The organism is Streptomyces sp. SDT5-1 (assembly GCF_052245995.1).
Lineage (GTDB): Bacteria > Actinomycetota > Actinomycetes > Streptomycetales > Streptomycetaceae > Streptomyces.
This window is the reverse complement of record NZ_CM125963.1, coordinates 22,766-39,442: the sequence shown is the minus strand read 5'-3', so window position 1 is coordinate 39,442 and position 16,677 is coordinate 22,766. Positions and strand designations below refer to the sequence as shown.

The 16,677-nt window shown below is 72.3% G+C and carries 18 protein-coding genes; 10 read left to right on the top strand and 8 right to left on the bottom strand.

Annotated elements, in window-relative coordinates:
• The first annotated feature begins 147 nt into the window (after positions 1–147).
• Positions 148–726, top strand: a complete 579-nt coding sequence (locus ACTWJ8_RS00200; protein WP_356382638.1) for a TetR/AcrR family transcriptional regulator — start codon at positions 148–150, stop codon at positions 724–726.
• 98 nt (positions 727–824) lie between these two features.
• On the top strand, positions 825–2,771 hold the full coding sequence (locus ACTWJ8_RS00195; protein ID WP_443262285.1) for an oxidoreductase: 1,947 nt from the start codon (positions 825–827) through the stop codon (positions 2,769–2,771).
• Positions 2,772–2,791: 20 nt separating this feature from the next.
• On the opposite strand, the gene ACTWJ8_RS00190 is transcribed toward ACTWJ8_RS00195, so the two are convergent.
• The gene (locus ACTWJ8_RS00190) at positions 2,792–3,685 is read right to left on the bottom strand and encodes a helix-turn-helix domain-containing protein (RefSeq protein ID WP_443262283.1); all 894 of its coding nucleotides are present in this window, start codon (positions 3,683–3,685) and stop codon (positions 2,792–2,794) included.
• 149 nt (positions 3,686–3,834) lie between these two features.
• Here ACTWJ8_RS00190 and ACTWJ8_RS00185 point away from each other — a divergent pair, with 149 nt between their 5' ends.
• Positions 3,835–4,662 (top strand): phytanoyl-CoA dioxygenase family protein, encoded by an 828-nt coding sequence (locus ACTWJ8_RS00185; RefSeq protein WP_443262282.1) that lies wholly within the window; start codon positions 3,835–3,837, stop codon positions 4,660–4,662.
• Between the two features lie 15 nt (positions 4,663–4,677).
• Here ACTWJ8_RS00185 and ACTWJ8_RS00180 read toward each other — a convergent pair whose 3' ends face one another.
• The 3 genes from ACTWJ8_RS00180 to cynR all read right to left on the bottom strand — a co-directional run bounded on the left by ACTWJ8_RS00180 (position 4,678) and on the right by cynR (position 6,273).
• Complete coding sequence (locus ACTWJ8_RS00180) at positions 4,678–5,004, bottom strand: hypothetical protein (protein WP_443262281.1); 327 nt, start codon at positions 5,002–5,004, stop codon at positions 4,678–4,680.
• Between the two features lie 169 nt (positions 5,005–5,173).
• Entirely contained in the window at positions 5,174–5,251 is a 78-nt protein-coding gene (locus ACTWJ8_RS00175; RefSeq protein WP_370443954.1) for a 50S ribosomal protein bL37, read from the bottom strand.
• 86 nt (positions 5,252–5,337) lie between these two features.
• Positions 5,338–6,273: a transcriptional regulator CynR gene (cynR, locus tag ACTWJ8_RS00170; protein WP_443262280.1), complete on the bottom strand. Its 936-nt coding sequence runs from the start codon at positions 6,271–6,273 to the stop codon at positions 5,338–5,340.
• Positions 6,274–6,432: 159 nt separating this feature from the next.
• On the opposite strand from cynR, the gene ACTWJ8_RS00165 reads away from it, so the two are divergent.
• The 4 genes from ACTWJ8_RS00165 to ACTWJ8_RS00150 all read left to right on the top strand — a co-directional run bounded on the left by ACTWJ8_RS00165 (position 6,433) and on the right by ACTWJ8_RS00150 (position 10,479).
• Positions 6,433–6,942 (top strand): nucleoside deaminase, encoded by a 510-nt coding sequence (locus ACTWJ8_RS00165; protein WP_443262279.1) that lies wholly within the window; start codon positions 6,433–6,435, stop codon positions 6,940–6,942.
• Between the two features lie 33 nt (positions 6,943–6,975).
• On the top strand, positions 6,976–8,436 hold the full coding sequence (locus ACTWJ8_RS00160) for an MFS transporter (RefSeq protein ID WP_443262278.1): 1,461 nt from the start codon (positions 6,976–6,978) through the stop codon (positions 8,434–8,436).
• 82 nt (positions 8,437–8,518) lie between these two features.
• Complete coding sequence (locus ACTWJ8_RS00155; protein WP_443262277.1) at positions 8,519–9,361, top strand: PP2C family protein-serine/threonine phosphatase; 843 nt, start codon at positions 8,519–8,521, stop codon at positions 9,359–9,361.
• A 107-nt stretch (positions 9,362–9,468) separates the two neighbouring features.
• Positions 9,469–10,479: an MASE1 domain-containing protein gene (locus ACTWJ8_RS00150; RefSeq protein WP_443262276.1), complete on the top strand. Its 1,011-nt coding sequence runs from the start codon at positions 9,469–9,471 to the stop codon at positions 10,477–10,479.
• On the opposite strand, the gene ACTWJ8_RS00145 is transcribed toward ACTWJ8_RS00150, so the two are convergent.
• From ACTWJ8_RS00145 to ACTWJ8_RS00130, 4 genes are all read right to left on the bottom strand, one after another.
• Complete coding sequence (locus tag ACTWJ8_RS00145) at positions 10,460–11,218, bottom strand: class I SAM-dependent methyltransferase (protein WP_443262275.1); 759 nt, start codon at positions 11,216–11,218, stop codon at positions 10,460–10,462. The genes ACTWJ8_RS00150 and ACTWJ8_RS00145 overlap by 20 nt on opposite strands.
• Before the next feature lie 127 nt (positions 11,219–11,345).
• Positions 11,346–11,792 (bottom strand): Fur family transcriptional regulator, encoded by a 447-nt coding sequence (locus ACTWJ8_RS00140; RefSeq protein ID WP_443262274.1) that lies wholly within the window; start codon positions 11,790–11,792, stop codon positions 11,346–11,348.
• Positions 11,792–12,001, bottom strand: a complete 210-nt coding sequence (locus ACTWJ8_RS00135; protein ID WP_356382672.1) for a DUF2180 family protein — start codon at positions 11,999–12,001, stop codon at positions 11,792–11,794. Before ACTWJ8_RS00135 ends, ACTWJ8_RS00140 begins: the two co-directional genes overlap by 1 nt.
• Positions 12,002–12,140: 139 nt before the next feature.
• A complete protein-coding gene (locus ACTWJ8_RS00130; protein ID WP_443262273.1) occupies positions 12,141–13,481 on the bottom strand; it encodes a family 43 glycosylhydrolase in 1,341 nt (446 codons plus the stop codon).
• Positions 13,482–13,780: 299 nt separating this feature from the next.
• Between ACTWJ8_RS00130 and ACTWJ8_RS00125 the strand changes: the two genes are divergently transcribed.
• From ACTWJ8_RS00125 to ACTWJ8_RS00115, 3 genes are read left to right on the top strand one after another with little or no spacing between them, the layout of a single operon-like run.
• Positions 13,781–15,025, top strand: coding sequence for an ROK family protein (locus tag ACTWJ8_RS00125; protein WP_443262272.1), 1,245 nt, complete (start codon positions 13,781–13,783; stop codon positions 15,023–15,025).
• Between the two features lie 19 nt (positions 15,026–15,044).
• Positions 15,045–15,863, top strand: coding sequence for an ABC transporter permease (locus ACTWJ8_RS00120; RefSeq protein ID WP_356382680.1), 819 nt, complete (start codon positions 15,045–15,047; stop codon positions 15,861–15,863).
• Positions 15,860–16,642, top strand: coding sequence for an ABC transporter ATP-binding protein (locus ACTWJ8_RS00115; protein ID WP_356382684.1), 783 nt, complete (start codon positions 15,860–15,862; stop codon positions 16,640–16,642). Before ACTWJ8_RS00120 ends, ACTWJ8_RS00115 begins: the two co-directional genes overlap by 4 nt.
• The last annotated feature ends 35 nt before the right edge of the window (positions 16,643–16,677 follow it).

Genomic DNA, 16,677 nt, shown 5'->3' with positions numbered 1-16,677 from the left:
GGCAAGTCAGGCGTCCCAGTGCGTCGAAGTGGGCGCCCGAGGAAGGGAGTTGACGCGAAGGGGTGTGTGACAGCTCACAATAATGCATTATTATTTCGTGGCGGCGCCCCTTCAGCGCCGAGACGTCATCAGCGAGGGGGAGAGCTCGTGGTCGACCGTGAGGACGTGCTGCGGGCCGCCGCCCGGGTGCTGGCCGAACGCGGCCTGGACGCCGCCCGGTTGCGCGACGTCGCCCGCGCCGCAGGGGTGTCCATCGGTGCGCTGCAGCACCACTTCGACACACGCGACGACCTCTTCCGTGAGGCCTTCGAGTGGTCCATCGAGCAGCTGATCGCCCGCTGGCGGGCCTCCGCCGCCGTCGAACCCGACCCGTGGCACCGCTTCGAGCTGCTCGTCGAAGCCCTCACCGGAGACCCGGAGTTGGAGCGCCGGTGCGCGACCTGGACCGAGTTCTGCGCGAGCGCCGCCCGCCACCCCGCGCTGCGTGACGGCGTGCGCGCCGTGCACGAGGAGTGGCTCGCGCTGCTCACCGGCATCGTCGAGGACGGCATCGCCCAAGGCGACTTCGCGCCCGTCGTCCCCGTCGACACCGCGATCGCCTCCGTCGCGGTCCTCGTCGACGGCTGCGACATGGCGGTGGCGGCGAGAGGCGGCATGACGCCGCGGCGGTACGCCGACGTGGTGCTCGGTACCGCGCGCGCCGTGTTCGGCGTGCGCGCGCACTGATCCGACGCCGCGGCCCTGCGCCGCGGCGACCTCCAACAGCCCTGTACGGCAAGGACGTCGAGGAAGCGCCGCACGGCGCGCCGGAACGGAGAAACCGCATGGAGTCGCAGTTCCCGCACCTGTTCAGCCCGCTGCGGATCGGGGGCGTCACGGTGAAGAACCGTGTCGTGTCGTCCGGGCACGACACCGTCCTCGTCCGCGACGGCAAGGTCACCGACGAACTCGTCGCCTACCACCGGGCCCGCGCCGAAGGCGGCGTCGGCCTCATCGTCGTCCAGGTCGGCGGCGTGCACACCAGCGCCCACTACACCTCCCACGTCCTCATGGCCGACGACGACACCTGCGTCGAGGGCTACGCACGCCTCGCCGACGCCGCCCACCGGCACGGCGCCACCGTCTTCGGCCAGATCTTCCACCCCGGCCGCGAGATCCTCGAGTCACCCGACGGCAGCGCCCCCGTCGCCTGGGCCCCGTCGGCCGTCCCCAGCGAACGCTTCCACGTCATGCCGCGCGCCATGACCGGCGACGAGATCACCGAAGTCGTCGAGGGATACGGGGAAGCGGCACGCCGACTGCGCGCCGCGGGCCTCGACGGCGTCGAAGTCGTCGCCAGCCACGGCTACTTGCCCGCCCAGTTCCTCAACCCGCTGGTCAACCACCGCACCGACGCGTACGGCGGCAGCGCGGACGCCCGGCTGCGCTTCCTGCGCGAAGCGCTCACCGCCGCCCGCGCCCACGCATCCGACGACTTCGTGGTCGGCCTGCGCATCTCCGGCGACGAACTCGCCCACGACGGCCTCACCCCGGACCTGGTGTGCGACGTCGCCGCCCGCCTCGACACCGAAGGGCTCGTCGACTACGTCTCGGTGTGCGCCGGAAGCTCGGCGACCCTCTCCGCGGCCCAGCACATCGCGCCCCCGATGGCCCACCCGGCCGGATACACCGCGCCGATGGCCGCCCGCGTACGGGAGGTGGTGGACGTCCCCGTCATGGTCGCGGGCCGCATCAACCAGCCCCAGGAAGCCGACACCATCATCGCCAAGGGGCAGGCCGACGCCTGCGCCATGACCCGCGCCCTGATCTGCGACCCGCGCATGCCCGGCAAGGCCGAACGCGGCGACACCGACACCATCCGCGCCTGCATCGGCTGCAACCAGGCCTGCATCGGCCACTTCCAGTCCGGCCACCCCATCTCCTGCATCCAACACCCGGAGACCGGCAGGGAGGTGCGCTTCGGCACCCTGCCGCTGGTCACCCGACGCAAACGCGTCACGGTCGTCGGCGGCGGCCCCGCCGGTCTCAAGGCGGCCGCGGTCGCCGCGGAGCGCGGCCACGAGGTCACCCTGTACGAGGCCGAACGCCGCGTCGGCGGACAGGTGCTGCTCGCCCAGGAGTTGCCGGGCCGCGCGGAGTTCGGGGGAGCGGTGGTCAACCTGGAGGGCGAGGCACGCCGCGCCGGGGCCCGCATCGTCACCGGCACCCGCGTCGACCGGGACCTCTTGACCCAGACGGCCCCGGACGCGGTGATCCTCGCCACCGGCGCGGTCCCGCTCCGCCCGACCCTCGAACTCCTCGACGACCCGGTCGTCCTCGACGCCTGGCAGGTCATCAAGGGCGCCCGCACCCCGCGCGGCCGGATCCTCGTCGCGGACTGGCGCGGCGACTGGGTCGGCCTCGGCGTCGCCCTCCTCCTCGCCGGACAGGGCCGCCGCGTGACCCTCGGCGTCACCGGGTTCGCCGCAGGCGAGCACCTCCAGCAGTACGTGCGCGCGGCGATGCTCGCGGCGGCGGTCCGCGCCAAGGTCGACATCGTCCCCAACGTCCGCCTGTACGGCGCCGACCAGGACACGGCGTACCTCCAGCACACCCTCACGGAGGAGCCCGTCGTCCTGGACGGCATCGCAGCCGTCGTGCTGGCCCAGGGACACACCCCCGTCACCGACCTCGCGGCCCACCCGGACACCCTCGCGATCGGCGACTGCGTGAGCCCGCGCTCGGTGGAGGAGGCGGTTCTGGAGGGGCTGCGGACAGGAGTCGGGGTGTGACCGTGACACCTGCCCGGTGATCAGCCCGACCGGTACGCGCTCGGCGGCACCCCGAACCGCTCCCGGAACGCGCGGCTGAAGTGGAACGGGCTGGCGAACCCGGAGGCCCGCGCCACCTGGGCGATGTCCAGGTCCGTGGCGTCCAGGAGTTGGCGGGCGTGGCCAAGCCGCGCGGCCCGCACCGCCTGCATCGGGGTCCGGCCGGTCTGCTCGGCGTAGAGGTGCGCGAACCGCGAAGGCGACAGGGCGACATGGCGGGCAAGCGAGCTGACCGTGTGCGGCCCTCCGGGGTCCGCCGCGACGATCGCGTCGACCCGCGCCACCCGCGGGTCGCGCGGCGCCGCCTCTGCCCGCCCCGCCGCCGCTGCGGCAGCGGTGGTCAGGAGCAGCACCTCCTCGATCGCTCCGAGCGCCAGTTCCCTGCCCGGCCCACCCGACGCCACCGCGATCCCGGTCGGGTCCTGTGCGGGCGGCGCCTCCCCGCCCGCCCAGCGCGCGTCGGCGTGCAGCCGCAGGAACGCCGTCTCGACCCGGCCCCGCGCGGCGTCAGGCACGCCGCGCACGCAGTACACCCCGCCGTCCGCACGGTGCTCGCGCAGCCACGCCGGCCACGCCGCACGCGGCTGGAAGTGCACCCACCAGCCACCCCACGACCGTACGGAAGGATCCGTGCGATAGGCGTGCCTGCGGTGTGCGGGCAGCACCGCCAGGTCGCCGGGCCGCTGATCGAGCCAGTCACCACTGCCGCGCACCTGGCCCCGGCCCTCGCCGGTCCACATCATCAGCCAGTTCGCGGCGCCCGACGTGCGGGTCACCCGGTAGTCGGCGGGCTGCGAGAAGCGTGCCGCGACCAGGAGTTGGGCCGGCGGCGAGGGTGTGTCATCAGCGTCGTCGTCCGCAGCAGTTTCAGGCATGTGTGTGCGGGTGTCCGTCATTCCGCGTCCGCCGCCCCCGGCCGTAGTTTCGGATCAGTCCGCTTCCCCGTGGATCACGGGCCCGCAGCAGTCCAGCACAGGGCTCCCGCGGGCTCAAGAGTCGTCCGACGGCCGAGAGGAACCCACCCGTGCAGACCGACGAGTTCGACGCCACCGACGCGACCGACACGGTCGCCTTCCAGGGACGCTTCCGCACCCGCGGCTACGCGATCGCCCGCGCCCTCCTCGACCCCGCCGAAACCCGTGAACTCACCGACGAGTTCATGCGCCTCCAGGCCTCGGGCCCCGTGCCGGGCCACTTCGAACCGAAGCCACAACCCGCCGACGGGCCCCACGATCCGCTGCGGGCCTACCCGCGCGTGATGCAGCCGCACCGCTTCAACGACCTGGCGCTGCGCCGCCTCCTCGACCCGCGTCTGGCACACATCCTCGCGGGACTGTTCGGCGAGGAACCGCTGGCCGCGCAGAGCATGTTCTACTTCAAGCCGCCCGGCGCCCGCGGCCAGGCCCTGCACCAGGACAACTTCTACCTGCGCGTCGAACCCGGCACCTGCATCGCCGCCTGGGTGGCCCTCGACCACATCGACCGGGACAACGGCGGACTCGAAGTCGTCCCCGGCACCCACCTCATGGACCTGTTCTGCCCGGAGGAGGCGGACGCGAGCGTGTCGTTCGCCCGCGAGTACGTGCCACCGCCCCCTGGCCTCGTCGCCGAACCCGTCGACATGACACCCGGCGACGTCCTCTTCTTCAACGGCACGCTGGTCCACGGCTCCGGGCCCAACCGAACGAAGGACCGCTTCCGCCGCTCGTTCATCTGTCACTACGTCGGGCGATCGGCCGAACGCATTGCCGGGTACTACGAGTTGCGGGACATGGACGGTCGGGTCGTGGAGGCCGAGGAGAGCACGGGTGGCGGACCGTGCGGGAACGAGTTCACCCCGGCGATGCACTAGCCACCCGCGCGGCGGCTATGCCGATTCCGGGCCCGACCTGCCGTTGATCTTGTCGATGGCCTGCCGCGCCTGCTCGGCCGGGGCGCGCCCGTTCGGCACGGACACCGGCAACGCCGCCGCCGGCCCGCCCTGCGCCGGCTTCGCGTGCGCCGCCACCGCACGCGACCGCAGCCGATGGCTCACCGCCTCGTCCAGGGTCACGGCCCGCTGCGCCCGCTCCGCGAGCCGGCTCGCCTCCTGACCGATCGCGGCGACGTCCTCCCACGTCAGCCGCAGGACGACGGCGAGTTCCGCCTCGCCGTCCGGCAACGCGTGCAACGGTGTTCGGGCGGATTCCGACATCTCCACGGACCTCCTCCGCGCCTCGGGGCGCGTCGTGAGCAGTGCGTCGCACAGAGATACGCGTGCCCCGCCGGACCCGTTCAACGCGCGGCGTCCCATGGGCAGACGAAAGCGGGGCGGCAGATCGCTCCGCCGCCCCGCTCCCTCTTTCGCTGCCGTCAGCCCTCAGTCAGGACTGCGGACGGCTGCCGTGGTTGGCGCCGTTCTTGCGGCGGGCCTTCTTCTTACGGCGTCGCTTCGAGGACATCGATACCTCCCAGGGTGTGGTGTTTCTGTGGTTCTCCCTGGATCTGTCCAGGCAGCGCCCGGGCTCATACCCATGATCATGCAGGCTCAAGGTGTGTTCTGCGTCACATGCGTTTGAGGGTTCGGAGGCCGGAACGGACCGGTCCCGACATGCTCCCGAACGAGCCCCGCGAACGCCTCGGACACCGCGCTCCGGTACCCGTCCGCCCGCCGCAGCAGGGCGGCCGTCCGCGTCGGCAGGGGAGGGGTGAGGGGAAGCGGCGTCAGGTGCGGATGCTCGTGCGTGACCGGGTCGGGCAGCACCGTCGCGAGCCCCGTGCGCTGCACCACGTCGATCAGGGTCTGCAAGGAGTTGGCCTCGACCGCGATCAGCGGCCGCACCCGATGCTCGGCGAAGTACGCGTCGATCCGGCCGCGCGTGGCGAAGTCCTGGCTGAGCAGCGCGAGATGCAGCCGGTCGAGGTCCGCTGCCGTCCACGCGTCGTCCGGACCCCGCCCGCCCCCGTCGCCCGTGACCAGGCTCAGGCTCTCCGTGAACAGCGGCTCCACCGCGACCCCCGGCAACTGCCCGCCCTCGAACGCGATGCCGAGATCGCACTCGTCGGCCAGCAGTTCCGCCTCCAGATCGGCCTGCGTCAACTCCCGCACGCTCACCGTGATCCCCGGATGCCGCTCCCGCAGCGCGGCGATCAGCGGACCGACCAGATATGCCGTGAACGTCGGCGTCACCCCGAGCCGCAGATGCCCCCGGGAGAGATCCCGTACGTCGTGCAGGGCGCGCTCCCCGGCGGCCAGGTCCCGCAGCGCGCGCCGCGCGTGCTCCAGATAGGCGCGTCCCGCGTCCGTCGGCCGCACCGTGCGTCCGCTCCGGTCGAGCAGCTGCACCCCCAGGCTCCGCTCCAACTGTCTGACCTGCTGGGACAGCGTCGGCTGAGAGATCCGCAGCACCTCGGCGGCGCGAGTGAAACCCGCGTGATCGACCACGGCCATGAAGTAGCGCACCTGACGCAGCTCTACGGACATCCCCCCAGCGTAGAAGCAGGTATAGAGAACGCCAATACAACCCATGCCCATCGAGTCTTTGACGCTATACCGCCAGTTGATGCACGGTGAATCCATCGGCGGCCCACCCCACGGGAAAGGCGGCCGAGTGAGCAGGAACGGCACGCAAAGGAGCTCGTCATGGACGCCAAGGACTTCGCCCAGCGCACGATCGACATCGCCCGCGACAACGTCGAAGACGGAGGCCGCCCCTTCGCCACCGTCATCGTCCGGGACGGCGAGATCATCGCGGAGAGCCCCAACCAGGTCGCCCAGACCAACGACCCGACCGCGCACGCCGAGATCCTCGCCATCCGCGAGGCCTGCACCAAGCTGGGCACCGAGCACCTCACCGACGCCACCATCTACGTGCTCGCCCACCCCTGCCCGATGTGCCTGGCCGCCCTCTACTACTGCAGCCCCGCCGAGGTCGTCTTCGTCACCACCCGCGACGCGTACGCCCCGCACTACGTCGACGACCGCAAGTACTTCGAGCTCGACACCTTCTACGGCGAGTTCGCCAAGAACTGGGACGAGCGCCGCCTCCCCATGACCTACGCCCCGCACGCCGACGCCGTCGAGGTCTACCGCGAGTGGCAGCGCCGCAACGGCGGCGAGCGCCGCGTCCCCGGCGCCCCCACCAGCGCCTGACACCGGCCCTCCCACCACGGACCCGCACCCTCGATGACACCGGACCGCGCCCCGGCCACCGACACCGCCGCCGCACCGGCACTGCCCGCCCCACCACGCCGCTGGTGGGGCCTGGCCGTGCTCGGCCTCGCCCAGCTGATGATCCTGCTCGACGGGACCATCGTGAACGTCGCGCTGCCCTCCATGCAGCGCGACCTCGGCATGAGCGACGCGGCCCGCCCCTGGGCCATCACCTCGTACACCCTCGCCTTCGGCGGACTGCTGCTCCTCGCGGGCCGCATCGCCGACATCGTGGGCCGCAAGCGGGTCTTCCTCGCGGGTCTCGCCGGATTCGCCGTCGCCTCCGCCGCGGGCGGCGCGGCCCCCGGCCCCGGCGCGCTCTTCGCGGCGCGCGCCCTGCAAGGCGTGTTCGCCGCGCTGCTGGCCGCGAGCGCCCTCGCCCTGATCACGACGACCTTCCCCGACCTGCGCGAACGCCGCCGCGCCATCGCGATCTTCGGCGCCCTCGGCGGAGCGGGCGGCGCCCTCGGTGTCACCCTCGGCGGCGTACTGACCGAGGCCGCGGGCTGGCGCTGGTGCCTCTACGTCAATGTCCTCTTCGCCGTCGCCGCGCTCGCCGGCAGCGTGCTCATGCCGCCCGACACGGCGCCGCGCGCCACCGGCCGCCTCGACGTCCCCGGCGCGCTGCTCGCCTGCGGCGGACTGACCCTGCTGGTGTACGGGTTCAGTGCTGCCGAGCACAGCGGCTGGACCGGCCGCCCCGTGGTGGCCACGCTGACGGCGGGCCTGGTGCTGCTCGCCCTCTTCGCGGTCTGGCTGCGCAGGGCCCGCACCCCGCTCCTGCCGCCGCGTCTGCTGCGCGACAAGGCGCGCGTGGCGGCGCTCGTCGCGGGCGCCTTCCTGATGGCGGCGCAGCTGTCCCTCTCGCTGTTCCTCACCTTCCACCTCCAGACCGTCCTCGGCTGGTCCGCCGCCCGCACCGGCCTCGGCTTCCTTCCGCTGAGCCTGATCACCACCCTGACCGCCACCCAGCTCGGCACCCGCCTGCTGCCCCGGCTCGGCGCCCGCACGATGATGACCGCCGGGCTGTGCGTCGCCGCGTCGGGCCTGTGGTGGCTCGGCCGGCTCACCGTGCACGCCGACTACGCGACCGGCATCCTGCCCGGACTCGCCCTCTTCGGCATCGGCATGGGCTCCACGTTCCTTGCCCTGATGACCACCGCCACGGCCCACCTGCCGCCCGAGGACTCCGGCATCGCGTCGGCCGCCCTGAACTCGGCGCAGCAGGTCGGCGGCTCCATCGGCTCCGCCGTCTTCAACACCGTGGCGGCGGGCGCGGCCGCCGGATTCGCGGCCCCGCACCGCACCGCGCTCCTACACGGCTTCACCACCGCCGTGCACTGGCCGCTGACCGGGTTGCTCCTCGCGGCGCTCGGCGCGGCCGTCCTCGCCGGACCGCGGGCCGCCGCAGCGCCGCGCCAGAGCCCCGCCTGACCCCGCGGCCACCCGCCGTTGACGTGCGAGCGGCGCGGTGGCCGGGCAGAGTGGGGGAAACTCACCTGGAACGGGGCGAACGATGTTCCGCAACGAGTCCGCCGAGGACGGTCAGGCACTGCTGACCAAGCTCGGCGCGCTCACCGCACGGGCGCGCGAGCTCGCCCAGATGCAGCGCTCACGCGTCGAACTGGCGGTGGCGCTGCAGCGCGGCATGCTGCCCCGCGACCTGCCCCGCCCCGAAGGCGTCCGCGTCGCCGTCGGCTACATGCCCGCCAACCACGGCCTCAACGTCGGCGGCGACTGGTACGACGCCTTCACCATGGCCGACGGCTGTGTCGGCCTGTCCATCGGCGACGTACAGGGCCACAACATCCAGGCTGCGGCGTTCATGGGGCAGGTCCGCGTCGTGCTGCGCGCCCTCGCCTCCGTCACCGGCGACCCCGGCGAACTGCTCGGCCGCACCAACGACCTCCTCGTCTCCCTGGACAACGACCTCTTCGCCACCTGCACCTTCCTGCGCCTCGACCCGCGCAGCGGCACCCTCGAGTGCGCCCGCGCCGGACACATCCCGCACATCTGGGCCACCGCCGACGGCCGCTCCGGCATCGACGAGGAGGAGGGCGGCCCACCCCTCGGCGTACTGGAAGGAGCCACCTTCCCCGTCGCCCGCCACCGGCTCACCACCGGAGGTGTCTTCGTCCTGCCCACCGACGGCGTCGTCGAGGGACCCTCGCTCGACCTCGACGAGGGACTGAGCAAGGTGCGGCGGCTCGCCGAGGTCACCGCCGCCGCGGGACTCGGCGTCGACACCCTGGCCACCGGCGTCATGAAGCTCGCCGACTCGGTGGGCCACGAGGACGACGCGGCGGTCCTGGTCGTCGGCCACGACGTCGTCGCGGGGCGCCGCCCACGATCGGACTGACGGCCGTGCGCCCGGACACGAGCGGGGGCCCTCGCGTGGCCGATGCGGGGCGCCCGGTGTCTGATGGGCGGGTGGTGGTTTCTCGGCGATTGCGGCCGGTCATGGAGATGGCCTTGAAGGCACTCGCCGTGGCCGCCTGCTACTACGCGGCTGGACGCCTCGGCCTGCTCGGCCGCATCGGCGTCGAAGGCGTCGTGGTCACGCCGATCTGGCCGCCGACCGGCCTCGCCGTCGCCGCCCTGTTCGTGTTCGGCGTCGGCGTCTGGCCCGGCATCGCGCTCGGCTCCTTCCTCGTCATCGCCTCGCTCACCACCCCGGAACCCACCGCCGTCATCACCGTCACCGGCAACACCGCGGCGCCCTTGTGCGCCTACCTGTTATTGCGCTGGGCCGGATTCCGGCCCGAGGTGTCACGGCTGCGCGACGGCCTCAGCCTCGTCTTCCTCGGCGGGCTCGGCGCCATGCTGATCAGCACCACCGCCGGTGTCGCGCCCCAGGTGTGGACGGGCAGCCTCGACCCGGGCGACTTCTGGCGGGTGTGGCTCGCCTGGTGGGTCGGCGACGCCATGGGCGTCCTGCTCGTCACCCCGCTGCTGCTCGTCCTGTACCGGTGCACGGTCACCCTCTGCCGGGAAGCGGTGCGCCGCGTCCCGGCAGAGCGCTGGGTGGAGGGGGTGTGCCTCGTGCTGGTATCCGTCACCCTGGTGCCGTTCGCCGTGTTCAGCTCGCCCAGCCTGCTCTTCCTCGTCTTCCCGCTCCTCATCTGGGCGGCCCTTCGCTTCGAACTGTGCGGCAGCATGCTGTGCGCGCTGTTCGCGTCCGTGCTCAGCACCTACGCGGGACACGAACGCCTCGGCTCGTTCCTCGACCTCACCAACATCGAGGTCATGGTCAAGCTCCAGGCCTTCAACGGGGCGGCCGCGCTGACGGCGCTGCTGCTGTCCGCGCTCGTCACCGAACAGCGCAGCACCAGGCACTCCGTGCAGAAGGCATGCAACGAGCTCGCCGAACTCCTCGAACACCTCGCGGCGGGGGAGACCCAGCAGGAGCCGACCGGGAGCGGCCTCACGGCGGAGCCCCAGGACCGGCGCCCCGGCGTCAGGGACGCCGGGCCGTGAGCAGCTCGAACGGCGGGTTCGCCGCGTAGTCGTCCCAGAACCCGTCCGGGAACGCGGCGCGCCCCTCGTCCGACACCTTCAGCGGCGACCACGCGACGTCGGTGAACCCGGCACCCGTCAGCGCCCGCGCGTACACCTCGCGGCGCGGCAGGCTCGCCACGAAGGACACCGGCTCGGGCTCCAGGAACGCGGTGACCCGCACCCGTGGACCGACCTCGACCCGGCTGCCCTCCAGCTCGCAGTGGAAGCCGTACGGCCGCGGGCTCGGGCCGTCGAAGTCGTAGTCGGGGCTCTGATTGAGCGCGTAGAAGGTGCCGCCGGGGCGCAGCGACGCGTGGATCGTGCGGCACATGGCCGTCATCGCGTCGATCGTCTCCGCGTAGTTCAGCAGGTTCACGGCGGTCGCGACGTCGTAGGGGGTGTCGCCCGGCGCGTCCGTGGTGGCGACGTCGCCGACCGCGTAGCGCACACCCAGCGGTTCGGCCGTCTCGATGCGCCGGGCCACCTCGACCATCTCGCCGGACACGTCGACGCCGCACACGTCGGCTGCGCCGCGCCGCTTGAACTCACGGCTGTAGAAACCGGTGCCGCACGCCAGGTCGAGCACCGACCGGCCCGCCACGTCGCCGACCAGCTCCAGAAAGCTCGGGACCTCCACGTAGCGGGCCAGGACGAGGGCCTTGAAACCCTCGAACGCCTCGCCGATCCGGTCGTACTGCTGCTCCGCGCTCGTGCTCACGCTGCCTCCCCGTAAGGGCTCGGTGATGTCGGCGAGCAGTCTTGCGGCCGGGGAGGCGGGGGGCCGACTGGCAGGAGCCACAAAGATCGGGGCGCCGCGTCGGGCGCGTCCACAAGCCCCCGTCGTGTCAGGCGCCGTGGTCCGCAGCCGTGCGGCAGTCCGCGCACTGGCCCCACCAGGTGACCTCGGCCTCGTCGACGGTGAAGCCGCTGTCCCGCACCGGCTCGAGGCAGGGCGCGGCGCCGATCGCGCAGTCCACGTCCTCGATCCGGCCGCAGGAACGGCACACCAGGTGATGGTGGTTGTCACCCGCGCGCAGCTCGAAGCGGGCGGGGGAGCCCGCCGGCTCGATGCAGCGCACGAGGTGGACGCGGGTGAGGTCCTCCAGCACGTTGTAGAGACCCTGCCGCGAAAGACCGTCGGCCGCGCCCTCGGGCCGCGAGGCCTCGATACGCCGCTCGATCTCGGCGGCCGACGCGTGCGGCCGCCCCCGGAGCGCGGTCAGCACGGCGCGTCGCTGCGCCGTGCTCCGCAGCCCCCTGCGCCTGAGCAGCTCGCCCGCGTCCTCGCCCATCAGTACGCGGCCTCGGCGCGGTGGCAGGTGTGGCACACCACGCGCCGTCCGGCGAGCCGGCTGGTCGAGCGGTTCAGGCCGTTCGCGCGCTGCACGTGGGTGGCGAGGACGCGGGAGTGCTCGCCGCAGGTGGCGAGGCCGCACCGGGTGCAGATTCCGATGCCGGTGGCGTCGGGTCGGTTCTCCTGAATGCAGTCGTAGCAAGACATCTGGGGCCCTCCGTGGGGGATTGTCACCGGAGGCGGCAGGCGTCACTGGCTGCGCTGATTTGTACCTCGGTCACCTTCACGGTACGTCCCAGTTTGGATTGAGTCCAATTTGGGGTGGCGGTCCAGAACGAGAGGTCGCTCAGGTCCGCTTCACGTACAGCCGGTTCCCCTTCGGTCCGGTCCACTCCAGGCGTACGACACCGGCGACCGCGGCGTCCCCTGAGCGTGCGGGATCGGCCCAGTAGCCGAAGGCGGGGTTGCGGAAGAACGTCGCCCACAGCCCGCCGTGGTGGTCCTTGAAGAAGTTGTTGTGCCCGGCGCCGACACCCGCCGTCCAACGCTTGGAGTACGGGCCCTCGAGCCGGTCGGCGACGGCCACGACCGCGTCGTACTGGTACTGCGTGCGCCCGGCACCCGGCGGGTCGTAGGCGTACCGCGTGCTGCCGTCGGCGTTCGCGGACGTCCGGTCCCACGCCGCGTGCACCAGGAAGTACTTGCCGCCGTGCTTGAAGACGTACGCGCCCTCCAGGTACGGCTCGGGGGAGTAGGGCGTCTGCCGGAACGCCGGGAGGTTCGTCGTCGGGACGATGTCCTCCATATCGTCGCGGAACTTCGCGTACACATGGTTGTGCAGCACCAGCCACGCGTCGTCGCCCTCGGTGTACACACTGCCGTCGATGTGGTGGTACGCGCCCGGCTTGATGAACGCCGGACCACCCGGCACCACGTCCCCGAACGGCTTGTCGAGATTGCCCTCCACCACCCGGTAGGGCCCCGCCGCACCACCGTCGCTGACCAGCAGGAACGAGCCCACCAACTTCGAGTGGTCACCCATGCACGCCACGAGGTACCACTTGCCGCGGAAGTAGTGCAGCTCCGGCGCCCAGGCGTTGGCCCGCTTGCCGAACTGGTCGTCGTACCAGTACTCCTGCCACGGCGCCACGACCGTGCGCCCCGGCCTGTTCTCGTCCACGAACTCCGGCGACCACACCTTGCCGCGCTCGGCGTCCGGCCGGATGCCGGTGGTGTCGGCGAGCCGCCAGGGCCCGTGCAGCGAGGGCGCGGTCCACACGAAGATGCCGTCGTTCCAGGGCCCGGCCGCGCTCAGGCCCGGCGCCCGCGTGGTGCCGGTGGCGACGTACAGCGGACGCCCGTCGACCACGAAGCAGTTGACGTACGTGTCCCGCATCCAGACCCGCCCCAACTCCTCGTCCCGGGGCCGCAGTTCGAGCGGCAGCACGAACGAGTTGTCCTCGCGCGGCCACAGGTCCTCGCGGGTGTCGGCGAGCCCGTACGGTTCGAGGGCGGGCCAGTTGGGCGGGTACGGGCGGCCCGCCGCGGAAGCGGAGGGGCCGGCCGCGGGCGCGGAGGGCTGTGCGAGCGCGGACCCCGCGGGGAGCGCCACCGCCCCCATGGTTCCGGCGATCCCGGCCAGCACACCCCGTCGGCCGATGTGCGTTCCGTGCTCGTCCCTGGTCATCAGACGTGACTCCTTGGGTCGTCCGGTGCTGTGCGACGCATGCTTCAGCGCGCCCGTCAATTAAGTCAAGAGCAGCTACATAAATCGGCGCGCGCCTGCCCCGTGGACGGTGAAATGGGCGCTGGTCAGCGGCGATTGTTGCAGTTGTATGGCGTTCCAGCGGCGTGTCGAAGGGCGCGCGTGGACGCCTCGATCACGCGTCGCCGCAGGTCACGGCCGTGAAACGGGCGGGAAGGCGGCTCGAACGGGTGGCGCGACTATTTCGGTCCGACTCATTGACGAAAATCGTCGGCCCTCACATGCTGTCCGGCATGCACGAACACGACGGCCCGCTGACGCGGCTCCGACGCGGTCACGAGCAGTCCGTCCTCGAACTGCTCCGCAAGCAGGGCCCGCTGAGCCGCGCCGAGTTGAGCACCCGCAGCGGACTCTCCCGCACCACGCTCCACGACATCGTCGCCGCCCTCCTCGGCAGCGGCGCCGTCGTCGCCGCCACCCCGCAGGTCGAGACGCGCAAGCGCGGCCGCCCGGTCGAGAAGCTCAGCCTCAACCCCGCAGCGGGCGAGGCCGTCGGCATCGACTTCGCCCGCCGCGCCGTGCACGTCGCGGCCGTCAACTTCGCCCACGAAGTGGTCGGTTCGGCCAGCGCGCCGCACGCACCCGACCTCTCCTGGCCCGAACGCGTCGACCTCGCCGCAGGCCTCCTCGACGCCCTGGCCACCGGCCCGCCCGATGCCGATGCGGCCGGGACCGGTGGCCGGGGCACCTCCGGCGTCCACCTCGACGCGCTCACCGCCATCGGCGTCGGCGTCGTCGGACCCATCGCCGACCCCGGCAGCGAACACGCCCACGCGCAGGGCATCGACGGCCTCCCCGACCTGCTGCGCAAGCGGTTCGGCGTGCCGGTCCTGCTGGACAACAACACGCGGCTCGCCGCCCTCGCCGAAGCCGTCTGGGGCGCCGCCGCCGACAGCAGCGACGTCCTCTACCTGCGCCTGTCGCACGGTGTCGGCGGCGGCCTCGTCGTGGGCGGCGCCCTGCACCGCGGACGCTACGGCCTGTCCGGCGAGTTCGGACACATCACCGTCGACCCCCGCGGCCGCACCTGCGAATGCGGCGGCACCGGCTGCCTGGAGACCCGCGCCTCCCTCGACGCCGTCCTGTGCCGCTACCGCGAGTGCGGCGGCCGCGCCGACGACCTCGCCGGATTCCTCGACGCCGTCGCCGCCGCCGAGCCGACGGCCCTCGACGTCCTGGAGCGCGTCGGCAGCGACGTCGGGGGAGTGCTCGCCGCCGTCTGCCACGTCGTGGGCGCCGGTGTCATCGTCGTCGGCGGCGAACTCGCCGAAGCGGGACCCGCCCTCCTCGACCCGGTCGAACGGGCGCTGCGCCGGCACCTCATGCCACTGGCCCACCACCACGTGGAACTGCGCCGCGCCACGCTCGGCGAGGCCGGCAGCGCGCTCGGCGGCATCGCCCTCGTCCTCCACGAATCCCCCCTGCTCACCCACTACCCGCAGCCCCGCCCCGAGGAGCACGCGTGAAGCCACCAGCGAGGAACCCATGGCTGTGATCACCCCCGACCGGAAGACGACCACCGAGGTCCGCAAGCAGCGCCGGTCGCCGCGCCGCGGCCGGAGCAGGCCCCTGATCCTCAACGGCGTGGCCGTCGTCGCCGGAATCGCCGTGTGGGCCGCGGTCGCCGCCCTCGGCTGGGTCGAGAACCTGCCCACGCCCGCCGCCGTCGCCGAGAAGGCCGGCGACATGATCTCCGACGGCACCCTGGCCGACGACACGCTCGCCAGCCTGCGCCGCGTCCTGTTCGGCTACGCCCTCGGCGTCGTCGCGGCCGTCCCCGTCGGCTTCCTCATGGGTTGGTACCCGACCGTGCGCGCCCTCGTCGAGCCGTACATCCAGTTCTTCCGCACCATCCCACCGCTCGCCCTGATCCCGCTCGCGGTCGTCCTGCTCGGCATCGGCGAGGTGCCGAAGATCGCCGTCATCTTCCTGGCCTCCTTCATGGCCTGCGTCGTCTCCTCCTTCCAGGGAGTCGTCGACGTCGACAAGACCCTGATCAACGCGGCCCGGGTGCTCGGCGCCTCGGACCGGACCATCTTCGCCAAGGTGGTCGTCCCGGCCTCCACCCCCTTCATCCTCGTCGGCATGCGCATCGGCCTCGGCGCCTCCTGGGCGACCGTCGTCGCCGCCGAACTCATCGGCGCGCAGGAGGGGTTGGGCTACCGGATGCAGAAGGCGTCCACCTGGTTCGAAATGGACACGATCTTCGTGTCCCTCATCACGATCGGTGTCCTCGGCCTCGTCATGGACCGGCTCCTGCTGCTGGCCGAGCGACGCCTCACCGGCTGGCAGGAGCGGCGATGAACAGCAAGATCAGCTTCCGGGACGTGGTGAAGACCTTCCCCCTCAAGGGAGCCACCTTCACCGCACTCGACGGCATCCGCCTCGACATCGCGGACCAGGAGTTCGTCACCGTCGTCGGGCCCTCGGGCTGCGGAAAGTCCACCCTCATGAGCATGGCCGCCGGACTCCAGGAACCCGACTCCGGCACCGTCCTCGTCGACGGCATCCCGGTCACCGCGCCCGGACCCGACCGCGGTGTCATCTTCCAGCAGTACGCCCTCTTCCCCTGGCTGACCGTGCGTCAGAACGTCGAGTTCGGGCTCAAGCTCGCCTCCGTGCCCACCGCCGAACGCCGCCGTCGCGCCGAGGCCGCCATCTCCCTCGTCGGCCTCGACGACTTCGCCGACGCCCTGCCCAAGACACTCTCCGGCGGCATGAAACAGCGCTGCGCCATCGCCCGCGCGTACGCCGTCGACCCCCAGGTCCTGCTCATGGACGAACCGTTCGGCGCGCTCGACGCCCTGACCCGCGTCCAGCTCCAGGACCAGCTCCTCGCCACCTGGAGCCAGGAGAAGCGCACCGTCCTGTTCATCACCCACGACGTGGACGAGGCCGTCTACCTCGCCAGCCGCGTCGTCGTCATGGCCGCGCGCCCCGGCCGCATCCACCGTGTCATCGACGTCGACCTGCCCTACCCGCGCACCGAGGAGATCCGCCTCTCACCGGAGTTCCGGCGCATCCGCAACGAGGTGTGGACCTCCGTCTACCACCAGGACACGCCACCCTCCAAGGCCGCCTGACACACCCTCACCCGCCGCCCCCCCCCCGCACCGCA